Annotated in this window: 13 protein-coding genes; all 13 read right to left on the reverse strand. The window is 72.7% G+C overall.

The window, feature by feature from the left end; all coding sequences use genetic code 11:
- Window positions 1-3: 3 nt before the first annotated feature.
- Window positions 4-621: a peptide deformylase gene (gene def / locus EF879_RS25145; protein ID WP_123562831.1), complete on the reverse strand. Its 618-nt coding sequence runs from the start codon at window positions 619-621 to the stop codon at window positions 4-6.
- Window positions 622-816: 195 nt separating this feature from the next.
- Complete coding sequence (locus EF879_RS25150) at window positions 817-1,806, reverse strand: AAA family ATPase (RefSeq protein ID WP_123562833.1); 990 nt, start codon at window positions 1,804-1,806, stop codon at window positions 817-819.
- 368 nt (window positions 1,807-2,174) lie between these two features.
- Complete coding sequence (locus tag EF879_RS25155) at window positions 2,175-4,259, reverse strand: primosomal protein N' (RefSeq protein ID WP_123562835.1); 2,085 nt, start codon at window positions 4,257-4,259, stop codon at window positions 2,175-2,177.
- 59 nt (window positions 4,260-4,318) lie between these two features.
- Complete coding sequence (gene metK, locus EF879_RS25160; RefSeq protein WP_123562837.1) at window positions 4,319-5,512, reverse strand: methionine adenosyltransferase; 1,194 nt, start codon at window positions 5,510-5,512, stop codon at window positions 4,319-4,321.
- 68 nt (window positions 5,513-5,580) lie between these two features.
- Window positions 5,581-6,804 (reverse strand): bifunctional phosphopantothenoylcysteine decarboxylase/phosphopantothenate--cysteine ligase CoaBC, encoded by a 1,224-nt coding sequence (gene coaBC, locus EF879_RS25165; protein WP_123562839.1) that lies wholly within the window; start codon window positions 6,802-6,804, stop codon window positions 5,581-5,583.
- Window positions 6,805-6,823: 19 nt separating this feature from the next.
- A complete protein-coding gene (rpoZ, locus tag EF879_RS25170) occupies window positions 6,824-7,087 on the reverse strand; it encodes a DNA-directed RNA polymerase subunit omega (RefSeq protein ID WP_123562841.1) in 264 nt (87 codons plus the stop codon).
- Between the two features lie 85 nt (window positions 7,088-7,172).
- The gene (locus EF879_RS25175; RefSeq protein ID WP_123562843.1) at window positions 7,173-7,685 is read right to left on the reverse strand and encodes a guanylate kinase; all 513 of its coding nucleotides are present in this window, start codon (window positions 7,683-7,685) and stop codon (window positions 7,173-7,175) included.
- A gap of 26 nt (window positions 7,686-7,711) precedes the next feature.
- On the reverse strand, window positions 7,712-8,029 hold the full coding sequence (mihF, locus tag EF879_RS25180) for an integration host factor, actinobacterial type (protein ID WP_123562845.1): 318 nt from the start codon (window positions 8,027-8,029) through the stop codon (window positions 7,712-7,714).
- 171 nt (window positions 8,030-8,200) lie between these two features.
- Window positions 8,201-9,043, reverse strand: a complete 843-nt coding sequence (gene pyrF, locus EF879_RS25185; RefSeq protein ID WP_123562846.1) for an orotidine-5'-phosphate decarboxylase — start codon at window positions 9,041-9,043, stop codon at window positions 8,201-8,203.
- 223 nt (window positions 9,044-9,266) lie between these two features.
- On the reverse strand, window positions 9,267-10,541 hold the full coding sequence (locus EF879_RS25190) for an adenosylmethionine--8-amino-7-oxononanoate transaminase (RefSeq protein WP_123562900.1): 1,275 nt from the start codon (window positions 10,539-10,541) through the stop codon (window positions 9,267-9,269).
- 57 nt (window positions 10,542-10,598) lie between these two features.
- Complete coding sequence (locus tag EF879_RS25195; protein WP_123562848.1) at window positions 10,599-11,651, reverse strand: quinone-dependent dihydroorotate dehydrogenase; 1,053 nt, start codon at window positions 11,649-11,651, stop codon at window positions 10,599-10,601.
- On the reverse strand, window positions 11,648-14,971 hold the full coding sequence (gene carB, locus EF879_RS25200) for a carbamoyl-phosphate synthase large subunit (RefSeq protein WP_123562850.1): 3,324 nt from the start codon (window positions 14,969-14,971) through the stop codon (window positions 11,648-11,650). The genes EF879_RS25195 and carB overlap by 4 nt, the downstream gene beginning before the upstream one ends.
- The gene (gene carA / locus EF879_RS25205) at window positions 14,964-16,088 is read right to left on the reverse strand and encodes a glutamine-hydrolyzing carbamoyl-phosphate synthase small subunit (RefSeq protein ID WP_123562852.1); all 1,125 of its coding nucleotides are present in this window, start codon (window positions 16,086-16,088) and stop codon (window positions 14,964-14,966) included. Before carA ends, carB begins: the two co-directional genes overlap by 8 nt.
- Window positions 16,089-16,286 lie beyond the last annotated feature (198 nt).

A 16,286-nucleotide genomic window follows, 5' to 3' on the forward strand; every position in this document is an offset into this window, starting at 1 on the left:
AGATCACCGGCCCAGACCGAACGGATCCGCCGAACGGTCGGCGCCGATCGTGAGCCGGCTGGCGCCCGACCGGCGCCGACCGGCGGGAGAGTCGTGGGGGCTCACCTTGATCACCGGCGGGGCGGACTCGTCGTACCAGTCGGCCTGTCGGATCTCCCGCATCGCCGCCTTGCGCGCCTCGGGGTCCAGCCGGTCGATGAAGAGCACCCCGTCGAGGTGGTCCGTCTCGTGCTGGAAACAGCGGGCCATCAGGCCGGTACCGACGATCTGGATCGGATCGCCGTGCGCGGTGAAGCCCTTGGCGACCACGTTCATCCGGCGCTTGGTGTCGAAGTAGATGCCGGGGATCGAGAGGCAGCCCTCCTGGCCGTCCTGCTCCTCCTCGTCGGGAAAGTCGAGCACCGGGTTGACCAGGTGCCCCACCACGTCGTCGACGTCGAACGTGAAGACCCGCAGGCCGACCCCGAGCTGCGGCGCGGCGAGGCCGACGCCGTTCTGCTCGCGCATGGTGTCGGTCAGGTCGGCGACCAGTTTGCGCAGCTCAGCGTCGAAGTCGACGACCGGTTCGGCCGGGGTGCGCAGCACCGGGTCGCCGAACAGACGGATGGGCTGGACGGTCACGCGGGGTGGCTCCTTCACACGGGCAATCGGATCAGCGGTGCCGTTCCAGTCTACGGGCGTACGGGCGGCGCGACCGTCGGGCGGGACGGCTGACGGTCGGCCCACGCCGCCTGGTCGCGCGAACGCCGCCACCCGGGCCGGACGGCCGGGCAGACGGGGCGTGGCCGGCACGATCCCGGGCGGGGCGGACGGCGACTACGCCGAGGGGCGGCCGGACTCGCCGGCCAGCACCGTGTCGGTGCGATCCAGGATGTGCTCGGGGAGGGGCAGCTGGGTGCCGTGCGCGGCGTCCCAGTCGTAGATCGTGCTCAACCCGACCTCGGCTCGGAAGAACTCGATCGCGCTGAGACCACCGACCACCGGCTCGTCACCCTCGGCGACCAGGCGACCGGGAACCAGCCGGAAGCCGTTACGCAACGCGGCGCTGAGCCGCCGATGGCCGTCGATCACGAAGAACCGCTCGCCGGTGTACCCGATCTGGAGCGGTTCGAGCCCCCGTTGCCCGGCCTGACCGACGCGCGCGACAACGTCGTCGGAGTCCCACATGCCGCGCAGGGACTGGATCTCCACCGTCGGGTAGATCCGGGCCGGGTCGAGCAGCAGCAGCGGCGGCGAGTCGCGGAGGATCTCCGCCCCCAGCGAGCCCTGGTAGGCGGCGATGACGTGCTCCACCACCTCGTCGGCGGAGGCCCTGGTGCTGTCGCAGATCAAGTCGTAGTTGCGCAGTTTCGCCTTGTCGACGCCGTACCGGACGAGGAAGCGGTTCCGCTCGCTGTCGCTGCGCTCCCGCAGCTTCGCCTTCGCCTCCTCGATCGAGGAGTAGCTCTCGGCCGGACCGGAGGGACGGGCGAGTACCCGGCGCGCCGCCTCGGTCGGCTCGGCGATCATATGGATCTTGAGGGCGTCCTTGAAGAAGTGCCAGGCCAGCCGACTGTCGACGATCAGTTGCTCACCGGAGGCCGCGATGTCCTGCTGGAGCTGGTCGACGTAGCCGTCGACCGCCTGGTCCAGCTCGGCGTGCAGGTTGAGCTGGAGCGCGGTCATCTGCCGCTGCCGCGCCATCTCCCGGTAGAGATCTCCGACGCTGACCCGTCGCAGCCCCAACCGCTTGGAGAGCTCGATCGAAACGGTGCTCTTGCCGCTACCAAGATCGCCATTGACGACGATCGACTGACGACCGGTCACGACCTACCCACTCCTGATCCCGGAATTGTCAAGATCAATAGTATGAGCGCCGAACCGGCGCAATTACGTACCATTACGCCACCCGTGAAGCATGAGGGGGCGATGGTATCACCCAGATCATGGCCACCCGGTCGGACACCACGTACGTCACCTATTGGATACCCCGGGTGAGGCCGATGGAAAACCACGGTACGTACAAGCCCTCTCGCCACGGGTGAGCAGGCAGCGGCGCCGCCTCGGAAAGGACGGGTCCGACCGGGAAAGCGACGGGTCGGCCGGAAACGCGGACAGGAGGGCCGGGCCGGAACCGTACGACCGGGCCGAGAGGGGACCCCGGAGGGAAGCGCGGGATCACGGGTGACGCGGGATCACAGGATGTCGAGCGGGTCGATCTGGAGGCGGACCGGCTGGGCCGCCTTGCGGGCGGTCCGGACCCCCGCCGCGGCATGCAGCGCGGCGGCGAGGGCGGCGGCCCGGGACCGGGGGACCCGCACCAGCATCCGTTCCTGCCCGTCGCCGGCCGGCACCGGGCCGAGTAGCTCCGCGCCGTCGGGCAGCCGCGCGGCCGCCAGCAGCTCCGCCACGGCGGCCGCGGTACCGGTCACGCCCGCCATCCGCGCCGCCGGTGGGAACCCCAGCTCGCGCCGCTCCGCGAGTTCCCGACCGGCGAACCAGGCCGGGTCCCAGCGCAGCAGCGCCTGCACCGGCGCCAGCCCACCGTCGGCGACGACCACCACCCGGCCGCCGGCCGAGGCCGGCCGGGCCAGCGCCGCCGCCGCCAGCCAGCGCCGCAGCGCCTCCTCCGCCGCCCGCAGGTCGGCCCGGGTGAGCAGGGCCCACGAGTCGAGGAGCAGCACCGCGCCGTAGCCGCCCGTGGCGACCGGTTCGGCACCGGGAGTGGAGATCACCAACGCGGCGCCGCCCGGCACGCGTTCCAACACCTCGTCCCGCCCCGAGGTCCGCACCGGCACCCCGGGAAACGCCCGCCCGAGCTCCTCGGCGGTACGGCGGGCCCCCACGACGGCGGCCCGCAGCCGGCGACCACCGCAGGTCGGGCAGGCGTATCCGGCGGCGACCCGGGCGCACCAGCGGCAGGTGGGGGCGGCGGTCGCCGACCGCAGCCCGAGCGGACCGGAGCAGTGCGGGCAGCGGGCCCGGGCCCGGCAGTCGGCACAGGCCACCGCCGGCAGGTAACCCCGGCGGGGCACCTGGACCAGCACCGGCGCCTCCGCCCGCAACGCCGCCCGGGCGGCCTCCCAGGCAAGGCTGGGCAGCCGCGCCGACGCGGCCGCGGGATCACGGGCGAGCTGCGGATCGTCGCCAGTCGGCATCACCCGCGGCATTCGGGACCGCAGCGTGGCCCGGTCGGCCACGATCTCCCGCGCCCACCCGGTCTCCACCAGCAGCTGTCCCTCGACCGTGCGGGCGTACCCGGCCACGAGCGCGGCGGCGCCACCGAGCTGGGCCCGGGTGAGCAGCACCTCCCGGGCGTGCGGGTACGGCGCCCGAGGCTCGGCGTGCAGGTCGTCCCCGTCGTCCCAGATCGCGACCAGACCCAGGTTCGCCACCGGAGCGAACATCGCCGCGCGGGTGCCGATCACCACCGGCACCTGCCCCCGGGCGGCGGCCAGGAAGGCCCGGTACCGCCGGGCCGGTCCGAGCGCCGCCGAGAGCGCGACGTGCCGGCCACTCCCCAGGCGGCGGGTCACCGCGGCGTCGAGCCGGTTGAGGTCGCGGGCGTCGGCGACCACCACCACGACCCCGCGTCCGCCGCGGACGGTCGCCGCGGCGGCCTCCGCGAACCGGGCCGCCCAGTCCTCGCCCGGCAACGCCGTCCAGACCGCCCGGGGGGCCCGGCCGGCGGCGAGGGCACGCAGGAACCCCGGGCCGGCCGGATACCGCGCCCACCCGGTCCCGGCCGGATCGTCGCCCCCGACCGGCGGCTCGCCGTCCGTCCCGTGGGCAGCCGCGGCGCCGGCGAGCGCCGGCGCCCCGCCGTCCCTCCCGGCCGAGGCCCCGGGGTCGCCCGGAGCCGGCGCCGCGCCACCGGCCCCGCCCGACGTCGCGCCGGCGCCTCCGGCCGGAGCCGGGCCGCCACCGGGAGTGCCGCTGGCGGGTCCGCCGACCGACCCGGACTCGCGTTCGACCCGGGCGTGTCGAGGCGGAACGGCCAGCCGCAGCACGTCGGAGAGGTTGCCGGCGTACCGGTCGGCAACCGCCCGGGCCAGTCGGATGATCTCCGGGGTCAGCACCGGCTCGGGCGACACCAGCCGGTCCAGGTAGCTCAGCCGGCCGCCGTGCTCGGAGAGCGCGACCCGCTCGATGAGCCACCCGTCGACCAGGTGGTTGGCGAACCGCACCCGCACCCGGGTGCCGGGCCGGGCCTGCTCGGCCAGCTCCGCGGGCACGAGGTAGTCGAAGAGGCGGTCCAGGTGGGCCAGGGGTACATCCACGCAGACGCGAGCGACCGGCAGCCCGGGCGCGGGCTGCCGGTCGCTGCGCGTACCGCTGGTCAGGCTCCCGCAGCCGACTTGAGGTCGGCGGCGCGGTCGGTGCTCTCCCAGGTCAGGTCCGGCAGCTCGCGGCCGAAGTGGCCGTACGCCGCGGTCTGCTGGTAGATCGGGCGGAGCAGGTTGAGGTCCCGGATGATCGCGGCCGGCCGCAGGTCGAAGACCTCGCGGACGGCGCGCTCGATGCGGTCGACCGGTACGTTCTCGGTGCCGAAGGTCTCGATGAAGAGGCTGACCGGGTGCGCCTTGCCGATCGCGTACGCCACCTGGACCTCGCAGCGCTCGGCGAGCCCGGCCGCGACCACGTTCTTCGCCACCCACCGCATCGCGTACGCGGCCGAGCGGTCCACCTTCGAGGGGTCCTTGCCCGAGAAGGCGCCACCGCCGTGCCGGGCGTACCCGCCGTACGTGTCGACGATGATCTTGCGGCCGGTCAGCCCAGCGTCACCCATCGGCCCGCCGATCTCGAACCGGCCGGTCGGGTTCACCAGCAGCCGGTAGCCGTCGACGTCCAGGCCGAGCCCCTCCAGCTCCGGCTCGATGACGTGCTCGCGGATGTCCGGGGTGAGCAGCGACTCGAGCGAGATGTCGGCGGCGTGCTGGCTGGAGACGACGACGGTGTCCAACCGAACCGGCCGCAGGCCGTCGTACTCGATGGTGACCTGTGTCTTGCCGTCCGGCCGCAGGTACGGGATGGTGCCGTCCTTGCGGGTGGCGGCCAGGCGACGGGCCAGCCGGTGCGCCAGGGCGATCGGCAGCGGCATCAGCTCCGGCGTCTCGGAGCAGGCGAAGCCGAACATCATGCCCTGGTCACCGGCGCCCTGCGCGTCCAGCGCGCTCTCCGACTCGCCGGAGCGCAGTTCGAGCGCGCTGTCCACGCCCTGGGCGATGTCGGGCGACTGGGAACCGATCGACACGCTGACACCGCACGAGGCCCCGTCGAAGCCCTTCTTCGACGAGTCGTAGCCGATGCCGAGGATGGTGTCGCGGACGATGGCCGGGATGTCGGCGTACGCCTTCGTGGTCACCTCACCGGCGACGTGCACCTGGCCGGTCGTGATGAGCGTTTCGACCGCGACCCGACTGCGCGGATCCTGGTCCAACAGCGCGTCGAGGATCCCGTCGCTGATCTGGTCAGCGATCTTGTCCGGGTGGCCTTCCGTGACCGACTCGGATGTGAACAAGCGGCGTACCACGGTGCTCCTAAAAGTGTCGAATACGCGTTTCGCGGCAGTTTAGTTCGTCCACCGCCTGGTCCAGTTCCCTACACGGTCGCACCGGCTGATGACGATCCGGCTAAGCGCGTTGTTACCAGATCCCAGACGGCCTCGGCGAGATCTTCCTTGGATTGCTCGGAAAATGCTGTCGACGAACCGTCAGCACCGAGGACGACGGCGCGGTTTGTGTCGGCCCCGAAGACCCGGCCCTGCCCGACGTCGTTGACGACGATCAGGTCGGCCCGCTTCCGGGCCAGCTTGGCCCGGGCGTTGGCCTCGGCGTCGCTGGTCTCGGCGGCGAAGGCGACCAGGACCTGTCCCGGCCGCCGGCGCTCGCCGAGTTCGGCGGCGATGTCGGGGTTGGCGACCAGCTCGACCGTGAGCGTGTCCCCGCGTCCCGACTTCTTGATCTTATCGGAGGCGTACGTCGCCGGGCGGAAATCCGCGGGAGCGGCCGCCATCACCACCGCGTCCGCCGACTCGGCCGCCTCCAGCGTGGCCTTGCGCAGCTCCTCGGTGGTCGAGACCCGGACCAGGTCCACCCCGGCCGGGTCGGGCAGCGCCACGTTGGCCGCGATCAGGGTGACCCGGGCGCCCCGGGCCACCGCGGTGCGGGCGAACGCGTAGCCCTGCTTGCCGGAGGAGCGGTTGCCGATGAACCGCACCGGGTCGAGCGGTTCCCGGGTCCCGCCGGCGGTGACCACGACCCGCCGCCCGGCCAGGTCGCGGGGAGCGTCCACGCCCCGGGCCAGGACCCGGCGGGCGACCGCGAAGATCTCGGCCGGGTCGGGGAGCCGGCCCTTGCCGGTGTCGGGCCCGGTCAGCCGGCCGACCGCAGGATCGAGCACCAGCACCCCGCGGCGGCGCAGCGTCGCGACGTTCTCCACGGTCGCCGGATGCTCCCACATCTCCGTGTGCATCGCCGGCGCGAGCAGCACCGGGCACCGCGCGGTCAGCAGGGTGTTGGTCAGCAGATCGTCGGCGAGGCCGTGGGCCGCCTTGGCCAGCAGATCGGCGGTGGCCGGCGCGACGACGACCAGGTCGGCGCCCTGGCCGAGCCGGACGTGCGGGACCTCGTGCACGTCGGCCCAGACGTCGTCAGCGACCGGCTGCCCACTCAGGGCCGCCCAGGTCGGAGCGCCGACGAACCGCAGCGCGGCGGCGGTCGGGACGACCCGGACCCGGTGCCCCGACTCGGTGAACAGGCGCAGCAGTTCGCAGGCCTTGTAGGCGGCGATCCCCCCGCCGACGCCGAGTACGACCGCGGTCATGGACGGCGTACGGCCGGCGCTACGGCTGGTCGGTCGGCTCGGCGGTGAGCAGACCCGCGTTGATCTCCCGCAGCGCGATCGAGAGCGGCTTCTCCTGCGGCGTGGTCTCCACGAGTGGGCCGACGTACTCCAGCAGGCCCTCGCCGAGCTGGCTGTAGTAGGCGTTGACCTGGCGGGCCCGCTTGGCGGCGAAGATCACCAGGGCGTACTTGGACGAGGTCTTCTCGAGCAGCTCGTCGATCGGCGGGTTGGTGATGCCTTCGGGACTGGCGATGGATCCCACGGGTGCGAACCTCTGTGTCTGCGCGACCGCCGAGGGCGGTCAGGTCGGAGTCGGATCTGACGTTCGAGATTCGTTCCGCCTTGCGTCAGGTCGGCGTCAAGGAGGACGAACCGAGCAAGCCTACCAGTTCGTCGGCGGCCCGCTCGACGACGTCGTTCACGATTGTGACGTCAAATTCCGGACCCGCGGCCCGGCCGTCGTCGCCGGGCGGCGCGAGATACACCAGCCGGGCCTCCGGCATCGCCGCCCGCACCTGGCGGGCCCCCCGGAGGTCGATCGTCAGCAGGACCGGCCGACCGGCCGACAGCCAGTTCCGCACCGGCTCACGCGGCGTCCCATAACGATAGGCGCCAATGTCCGACCACTCCAGCAACTGTCCCGCCTCGAGGAGTCGGGCGAATTCCGCCCGGTCGACGAAACGGTAGTGCACGCCGTCGACCTCGTGGTGCCGACGGGGACGGGTGGTCATCGGGACCGCACGCCACAGCCCGGGCGACCGGGCCCGGACGAGTGCTGTCACGCTGTCCTTGCCGGCCCCGGAGGGGCCGGCAAGGACCGTGAGACGAGCCGCCTGGCGGACATCGTCATGCGTAGCCACTGCTTGTTTCTACACGGCGAGTGGCACTAGTTCGCCGAGAACTCCCCAAGCAGGGCCTTGCGCTGCTGCTCCCCGAGGCCACGGAGGCGACGGCTGTCGGCGATCTTGAGCTTCTCCATGATCTGGGTGGCCCGGATCTTGCCGATTCCCGGCATCGCTTGAAGGACGGCGGAGACCTTCAGCTTGCCGACGACGTCGTCCGCCTCAGCCCGCTCCAGGACAGCGGCGAGGGTGGTCTTGCCCTGCTTCAGCTCTTCCTTGAGCTTGGCACGGGCTTTGCGGATCTCCGCAGCCTTTTCCAGCGCGGCAGCGCGCTGCTCGGGGCTCAGTTGGGGGAGCGGCACCAGTTCTCCTCAGGTCCCTATCGCGGCGGGCGGAACGCACCGCCGCATCTGTGAAACGTGGTGTGCCTGGGAACCAAAGGGGTATGTGGTTCCCAGCGCGGGGAAAACTAGCGGTCAACGGAGCTTTCGGCAACGTGGGCGCGCCATGATCATGTCAGGGTGACCGCGAGATCACGGACCAGCGGTGGTCAGCACGGCCCGGCACTCGGCGAGCGCACGGTCCGCCGCAGCCCGCAACGCGGCCGGTTCGGGGCCCGCGCCGAGCACCTCCCGGGAGTACGACGGAAGCACCGCACCGAGCGCGTCGCCGAAGACGGCGCGCAGGTCGGCGGGGCGTCCACCCTGGGCGCCGAGCCCCGGAGCGAGGAGCGGTCCGTTCAGTGTGGACAGGTCGTGCCCGGTGGGTCCGACGGTCGCCCCGACCACCAGCCCGATGCTTCCCAGCGGCTCCGCACCCTCGTTGAGCTGCGAAATCTCGTCAATGATCGCCTGCGCGACGGTCCGCCCGTCCACGCACCGGGCGCGCTGCACGCTCGCCCCCTCGGGGTTCGAGGTGAGTGCCAGGACGAAGACACCGCCGCCGTGCGAGCGCGCCATGTCGAACATCGGCGCGAGCGCGCCGACCCCCAGGAAGGGGCTCGCGGTGACGGCGTCGACATACATGGGGCTGGATGGATCAAGGTAGGCGTCCGCGTACGCCGCCGCGGTGGAACCGATGTCGCCGCGCTTGACGTCCAGCAGGACGAGCGCTCCGGCAGCCCGCAACTGTCGGATAATTGACTCAAGCACCGCGAGCCCTCGGGACCCGAATCGTTCGAAGAAGGCGGACTGCGGCTTCACCACCGCGACCCGGTCGCCGAGCGCCTCGACCACGGTCTGACTGAACCGCGTCAGCCCGGCGACGTCGTCGGAGAGGCCCCACCGGACCAGCAGGGCGGGGTGGGGGTCGATCCCCACGCAGAGCGGGCCACGCTCCGCCATGGCCCGGCTGAGCCGGCTGCCGAAGGTCTCCATGCGCTTCCTCCTCTCCGGACCGCCGGTGGCGGCCCGACACCTCCCGTCGCCAACCCGGCGCCCGCCGGTTTCCCGCACCCACCCCGATCCCGCGCCGACCGGGTACACGCCCGGCGCGCCCGCCGTGGCGCCCCCGCGGAACGTGCCGGAGGGTGGCCGCCCGACACGTGCGGGGCAGTCGTCCAGAACGTGCCGGGGCGGTCGTCCGGAACGCGTCGGGGAATCAGCCGGCCGCCACCGCGGCGGCGATCGCCGTACAGATCCGGGCCAGATCCGCGTCGTCGGTGACGTACGGCGGCATCGTGTAGACGAGATCCCGGAACGGCCGCAGCCAGACGCCGTGCGCGACGGCGGCCGCGGTCGCCGCCGCCAGATCGACGTCGTGGTCGAGCTGGACCACCCCGATCGCACCCAGCACCCGAACGTCGGCGACCCCCGGGGCGCCCCGCAGCGGCGCCAGGCCGGCCTTCAGCCCCGCCTCCAGTCTCGACACCTCCCCCGCCCAGTTTCCGGCCCGCAGCAGCCCGATGGAGGCGTTTGCGACCGCACAGGCGAGCGGGTTTCCCATGAACGTCGGACCGTGGGCGAGCACACCCGTCCCGGAGATGCCCTCGGCGACCTCCGGCGTACAGAGGGTGGCGGCCAGGCTGAGGTAGCCTCCGGTGAGCGCCTTGCCGAGGCACATGACGTCCGGAGCGACCCCGGCGTGCTCGGCCGCGAAGAGCGCCCCGGTCCGGCCGAACCCGGTGGCGATCTCGTCGAAGATCAGCACGATGTCGTGCTCCCGGGTCACCTCCCGGAGCACCCGCAGGTATCCCGGGTTGTGGAAGCGCATCCCGCCGGCACCCTGGACCACCGGCTCGACGATCACCGCGGCGACCTCGTCCGCGTGCCGGCGCACCGCGTCCACCAGGGACGCCGCGTACGCCTCGTCGAGCGGGGCGGCGAAACCGGACGGTGGCGCGTCGGCGAAGACCTGGCGGGGAAGTACGCCCCTCCACAGTGCGTGCATGCCGCCGACCGGATCGCAGACGCTCATCGGATGGAAGGTGTCGCCGTGGTATCCGCCCCGCCAGGTGGCGAGCCGGCGCCGCTCGGGACGGCCCCGGCCGCGCTGGTACTGGAGGGCCATCTTCACCGCCACCTCCACCGAGACCGAGCCGGAGTCGCAGAGGAAGACGTGCTCCAGACCGGGCGGGGTCAGCTCGACCAGGGTTCGGGCCAGCCGGACGGCCGGCTCGTGGGTGAGACCACCGAACATCACGTGGCTCATCCGGCCGAGCTGGTCGGTGACCGCGGCGTCCAGCACCGGATGCCGGTACCCGTGGATCGCCGCCCACCACGACGACATGCCGTCGACGAGTTCCCGGCCGTCGGCCAGGCGCAGCCGCACCCCCGAGGCGCTGGCGACCACGTACGGGTCGATCCGGGCCGACATCGGGGCGTACGGGTGCCACACGTGCGCCCGGTCGGCCGCGACGATCTGCTCGGGCGTCAGGCCGGCCTCCCGGCCGGACACGGCCGCCTCGGCGCGCATCGCCTCCTCCTCTCGGCGTCAGCCCCGGGCCGCCCGGGCCAGCGCGCGGACCAGGGCCGGCCCGCGGTAGACGAAGCCGGTGTAGAGCTGCACCAGGCTGGCTCCGGCATCCAGCAGCGCGGTGCCGTCGGCCGGGTCGAGGATCCCGCCGACGCCGATCACCGGCAGCTTCCCGCCGGTCTCCCGGTGCACGAACGCGACCACCTGCCGGGCCCGCGCGGCCAGCGGCCGGCCGGAGAGCCCCCCGGCCTCGGCGGCCCGGGGCAGGTCCGCGGGGGCGAGACCGTCCCGGCCCAGCGTGGTGTTGGTGGCGATCACCCCCGCCGCGCCCCGGTCGAGGCAGACCTGGAGCACCTCGGCGATCGCCGCGTCGGTCAGGTCCGGCGCGATCTTGACGAGGATCGGCTTCTCCCCCACCAGCGCGGTCAGCAGCGCGTCCAGGTGCTCCCGGTCCTGGAGCGTCCGCAGCCCGGGAGTGTTCGGGGACGAGACGTTGACCGCGAAGTAGTCGCCGTACGGCAGCAGCGCCCGGTAGGCCGCGAGGTAGTCCTCGACCGCCTCGTCCAGCGGGGTGACCTTCGACTTGCCCAGGGAGATCCCGAGCGGTACGCCGAGCGGACGCCGTCGCGCCGCCAGTCGGGCGGCCAGCGCCCCCGCGCCGGCGTTGTTGAAGCCCATCCGGTTGATCACGGCCTCGCTGGCGGGCAGCCGGAACAGCCGGGGGCGGGGGTTGCCGGGCTGTGCGTGCGCGGTCACCGTGCCGACCTCGACGAAGCCGAAGCCGAGCGCCGGCCAGGCCGGCAGCGCCCGCCCGTCCTTGTCCATCCCGGCGGCCAGCCCGACCGGGTTGGGGAAGTCGATACCGAAGACCGTCCGGGGGGCGGAGACCGCGTACCGGGCCCGCAACACGGCCAGCAGCGCCGGCCACCGGGAGATCCCGGCAAGCCGACGCAGCGTCCACTCGTGCGCCGTCTCGGCGTCCCCGCCGCCGATCCGGAACAGCGCCGGCCGGACGAGCCGGTCGAAGAGGGTCGGCGCGGCGCCGGGCCGGCCGGGAGCGGTGGTGGTCACTCGCCCGCCCGGAGGGCGGCGTGCAGCTCCTGAAGCGGGCGGACCGCCATGTCGCCCCGGATCAGCGCCTCGATCCCCATCACCGCCGCCGCCGCACCCGGCACGGTGGTGATGCACGGCACGTCCGCGCCGACCGCCGCGCTACGGATCTCGTACCCGTCGGAGCGGGCGCTCGCCCCCGACCCCTGCGGAGTGTTGATCACCAGTGCGACCTCCCCCGCCTCGATCAGCGACACCGCGTCGGGGCCCGCGCCGTCCTCCTCGTAGTGCTTGCGGATCAGTTCGCAGGAGATGCCGTAGCGGCGCAGCACCTCACCGGTGCCGACCGTGGCGACGATCTCGAAGCCGAGGTCGGCGAGGCGCTTGACCGGAAAGATCATGCCGCGCTTGTCGCGGTTGGCGACCGAGACGAAGACCTTGCCCCGGGTCGGCAGCGAGCCGTAGACCGCGGCCTGCGACTTGGCGAAGGCATGCCCGAAGGCGGTGTCGATCCCCATCACCTCGCCGGTCGACTTCATCTCCGGGCCGAGCAGCGCGTCGATACCCTTGCCGGTCGGGGTACGGAACCGCTTGAACGGCAGCACCGCCTCCTTCACCGCAACCGGCGCGTCCGCCGGCAGGGTGCCGCCGTCCCCGCTCGGCGGCAGCAGCCGTTCGGCCCGCAGGTCGGCGATGGTGGCCCCGAGCATGATCCGGGCCGCCGCCTTGGCCAGCGGCACCGCGGTCGCCTTGGAGACGAACGGCACGGTCCGGGAGGCCCGGGGATTCGCCTCCAGCACGTAGAGGGTGTCGTCCTTCAGCGCGTACTGGACGTTGAGCAGCCCCCGGACCCCGATGCCCCGGGCGATCGCCTCGGTGTACCGGCGGACCGCCGCCAGGTGCGAGCTGGCGAGGGTGATCGGCGGCAACGCGCAGGAGGAGTCGCCGGAGTGGATCCCGGCCTCCTCGATGTGCTCCATCACCCCGCCGAGGTAGACCTCGCCGTCGGCGTCGCAGAGGGCGTCCACGTCGATCTCGATCGCGTCGTCGAGGAACCGGTCGACCAGCACCGGATGGTCCGGGGAGATGTCGGTGGCCCGGGTGATGTAGTCCCGCAGCGTCGCGTCGTCGTAGACGATCTCCATCCCCCGGCCGCCGAGCACGTACGACGGCCGGACCAGCACCGGGTAGCCGATCTCCTCGGCGATCGTCCGCGCCTCGTCGTACGAGGTGGCGCTGCCGTGCGCCGGGGAGCGCAGCCCGGCGGCGTCGAGCAGGGCGCCGAACGCGCCCCGGTCCTCCGCCAGGTGGATCGACTCCGGCGAGGTGCCGACGATCGGCACCCCGGCGTCCTTGAGCCGCTGCGCGAGTCCGAGCGGGGTCTGCCCGCCGAGCTGGACGATCACCCCGACCACCCCGGGCCCGCCCGCCTCCTTGCCGGAGGTGTCCTCGGCGTGCCATACCTCCAGGACGTCCTCGAAGGTCAGCGGCTCGAAGTAGAGCCGGTCGGCGGTGTCGTAGTCGGTGGAGACGGTCTCCGGGTTGCAGTTGACCATCACGGTCTCGTAGCCGGCCGCGCGGAGCGCCTGGACCGCGTGTACGCACGAGTAGTCGAACTCGATGCCCTGGCCGATCCGGTTCGGTCCGGAGCCGAGGATCAGCACCTTCGGCCGATCCGACCCGACGACCTCGGACTCCTCGTCGTAGCTGCTGTAGTGGTACGGCGTACCGGCGGCGAACTCGGCGGCGCAGGTGTCGACCGTCTTGTAGACCGGACGTACCCCGAGCCGGTGCCGCAGGGTGCGGACCCCGTCCTCGGCGGCCAGCTCCGGACGCAGCGCGGCGAGCTGCCGGTCGGAGATCCCGGCCCGCTTTGCCCGGCGCAGCAGCTCCTCGTCGAGGACCGCGGCACCGACGATCTCGGCCCGCAGTTCGACCAGGCTGGCGATCTGGTCCACGAACCAGGGGTCGATGCCGCCGGTGGCGGCCGAGACCTCGGCCACCGAGGCGCCGAGCCGCAGGGCCCTCTCGATCGTGTAGAGCCGGCCGTCGTGCGGGGTGGCGAGCGCCGCCAGGGTGGACTCCAGGGTGGCCCCCTCCGGGTCCGGGACCGTCCAGAATCCGGCCTGCTTCGTCTCCGTCGAGCGCAGCGCCTTGTTCAGCGCCTCGGCGAAGTTCCGGCCCAGGCTCATCGCCTCGCCCACCGACTTCATCGTCGTGGTGAGCTCCTTGTCGGCGGCCGGGAACTTCTCGAACGCGAACCGGGGGACCTTCACCACCACGTAGTCGAGGGTCGGCTCGAACGCGGCCGGCGTCTTCCGGGTGATGTCGTTGGGGATCTCGTCCAGGGTGTAGCCGATGGCGAGCTTCGCGGCGATCTTGGCGATCGGGAAGCCGGTCGCCTTGGAGGCCAACGCCGACGACCGGGAGACCCGGGGGTTCATCTCGATCACGACCAGCCGGCCGGTACGCGGGTTGACCGCGAACTGGATGTTGCAGCCCCCGGTGTCGACCCCGACCTCGCGGAGCACCGCGATGCCGACGTCGCGCATCCGCTGGTACTCCCGGTCGGTGAGGGTCATCGCCGGGGCGACGGTGATGCTGTCACCCGTGTGCACGCCCATCGGGTCGAGGTTCTCGATCGAGCAGACCACCACGACGTTGTCGTTGCGGTCCCGCATCAGCTCGAGCTCGTACTCCTTCCAGCCGAGGACGCTCTCCTCGATCAGGACCTCGTGCACCGGGCTGGCGACGAGGCCGGCCCCGGCGATCCGCTCCAGGTCCTCCTCGGTGTGGGCCATCCCGGAGCCGAGCCCGCCCATGGTGAACGACGGCCGGATCACCACCGGCAGTCCGAGCTCGGCGACGGTCGCCCGGACCTCCTCCATGGAGTGGCAGACCCGACTGCGCGGGGTCTCCCCGCCCGCCTTGGCGACGATCTCCTTGAAGAGCTGCCGATCCTCGCCCCGGCGGATCGCGTCGATGTTGGCGCCGATCAGCTCCACGCCGTACTTGGCGAGCACGCCGGAGTCGTGTAGCGCGACGGCGGTGTTCAGCGCGGTCTGCCCGCCGAGGGTGGGCAGCAGCGCGTCGGGACGTTCCCGGGCGATGACCAGTTCGACGAACTCCGGGGTGATCGGCTCGACGTACGTCGCGTCGGCGAACTCCGGGTCGGTCATGATGGTCGCCGGGTTCGAGTTGACCAGGCTGACCCGCAGCCCCTCGCTCCGCAGGACCCGGCACGCCTGGGTGCCCGAGTAGTCGAACTCGCAGGCCTGGCCGATGACGATGGGGCCGGACCCGATCACCAGGACGTGCCGCAGATCGCTCCGCTTAGGCATGCTTGCCGCCTTCGATCAGCTCGGCGAAGCGGTCGAACAGGTAGTCCGCGTCGTGCGGGCCGGCCGCCGCCTCGGGGTGGTACTGCACGGTGAAGGCCGGGACGTCCCTGGCCCGCAGCCCCTCGACGACGTTGTCGTTGAGGCAGACATGGCTCACCTCGACCGCGCCGAAGTCGGTGTCGACGACCCGGTCGAGCGGCGCGTCGACGGCGAAGCCGTGGTTGTGGCTGGTCACCTCCACCTTTCCGGTGGCCCGGTCCAGCACCGGCTGGTTGACGCCGTGGTGGCCGTACCCCAGCTTGTAGGTGCCGAATCCGAGCGCCCGGCCGAGGATCTGGCTGCCGAAGCAGATGCCGAAGAGCGGGATCCGCCGCCGCATCACCTCGCGGGCCAGCCCCACCGGGTGATCGGCGGTGGCCGGGTCGCCGGGGCCGGGCGAGAAGAAGACGGCGTCGGCCCCGGTGGCGAGCAGGTCGTCGATGGTCGAGTGGGCCGGCAGGACGTGGGTGGTGACGCCCCGGGCGGCAAGCCGGCGCGGCACGTTCCGTTTGATCCCGAGGTCGAGGGCGGCGACGGTGAACCGGTGCTCCCCCTCGGCCTCGACCGTGTACGGCTTCGCCGTGGTCACCTCGGCCGAGAGGTCCGCGCCGACCATCCGCGGCGTCTGTCGGACCCGGGCCAGCAGCTCCGCCGGATCCTCGGTCAGGCTGGAGACCCCGACCCGCATCGCGCCCCGCTCCCGCAGGTGTCGGGTCAGGGCCCGGGTGTCGACCCCGCAGATCCCGACGACGCCCTCCGTGGCGAGCCGGTCCTCCAGGCCGCCGGTGGCCCGCCAGTTCGAGCCGATCCGGGCCGGGTCCCGGACGACGTAGCCGGCGACCCAGATCCGGCCGGACTCGTCGTCCTCGTCGTTCACCCCGGTGTTGCCGATGTGCGGCGCGGTCTGCACCACCACCTGCCGGTGGTACGACGGGTCGGTCAGCGTCTCCTGGTACCCGGTCATCGCCGTGGTGAAGACCGCCTCGCCGAAGGTCTCCCCCACGCTGCCGTACGACTCGCCGCGGAAGGTGCGCCCGTCCTCGAGGACCAGGATCGCCGGCCTCCTCCGATTACTCACCGCGCCCCTCCGATCCGGACTGCGGGACTCGCAGGCCGTCCTCCTCGCGTTCCGCCGCACCCCACGACGTCTGCCGCACGGCAGCGCCCCACGACGACTGCCGGACCACGGCGACCCCCGGCGACTCCCGCGCCACCGCGCCCCACGCGGGCGGCCCGGGAACGCTCGGCGCCGCCGCCCGTCGCCCCGGACCGCGCG

The sequence above is a fragment of the Micromonospora sp. HM5-17 genome, from assembly GCF_003762835.1.
Taxonomy (GTDB): domain Bacteria; phylum Actinomycetota; class Actinomycetes; order Mycobacteriales; family Micromonosporaceae; genus Plantactinospora.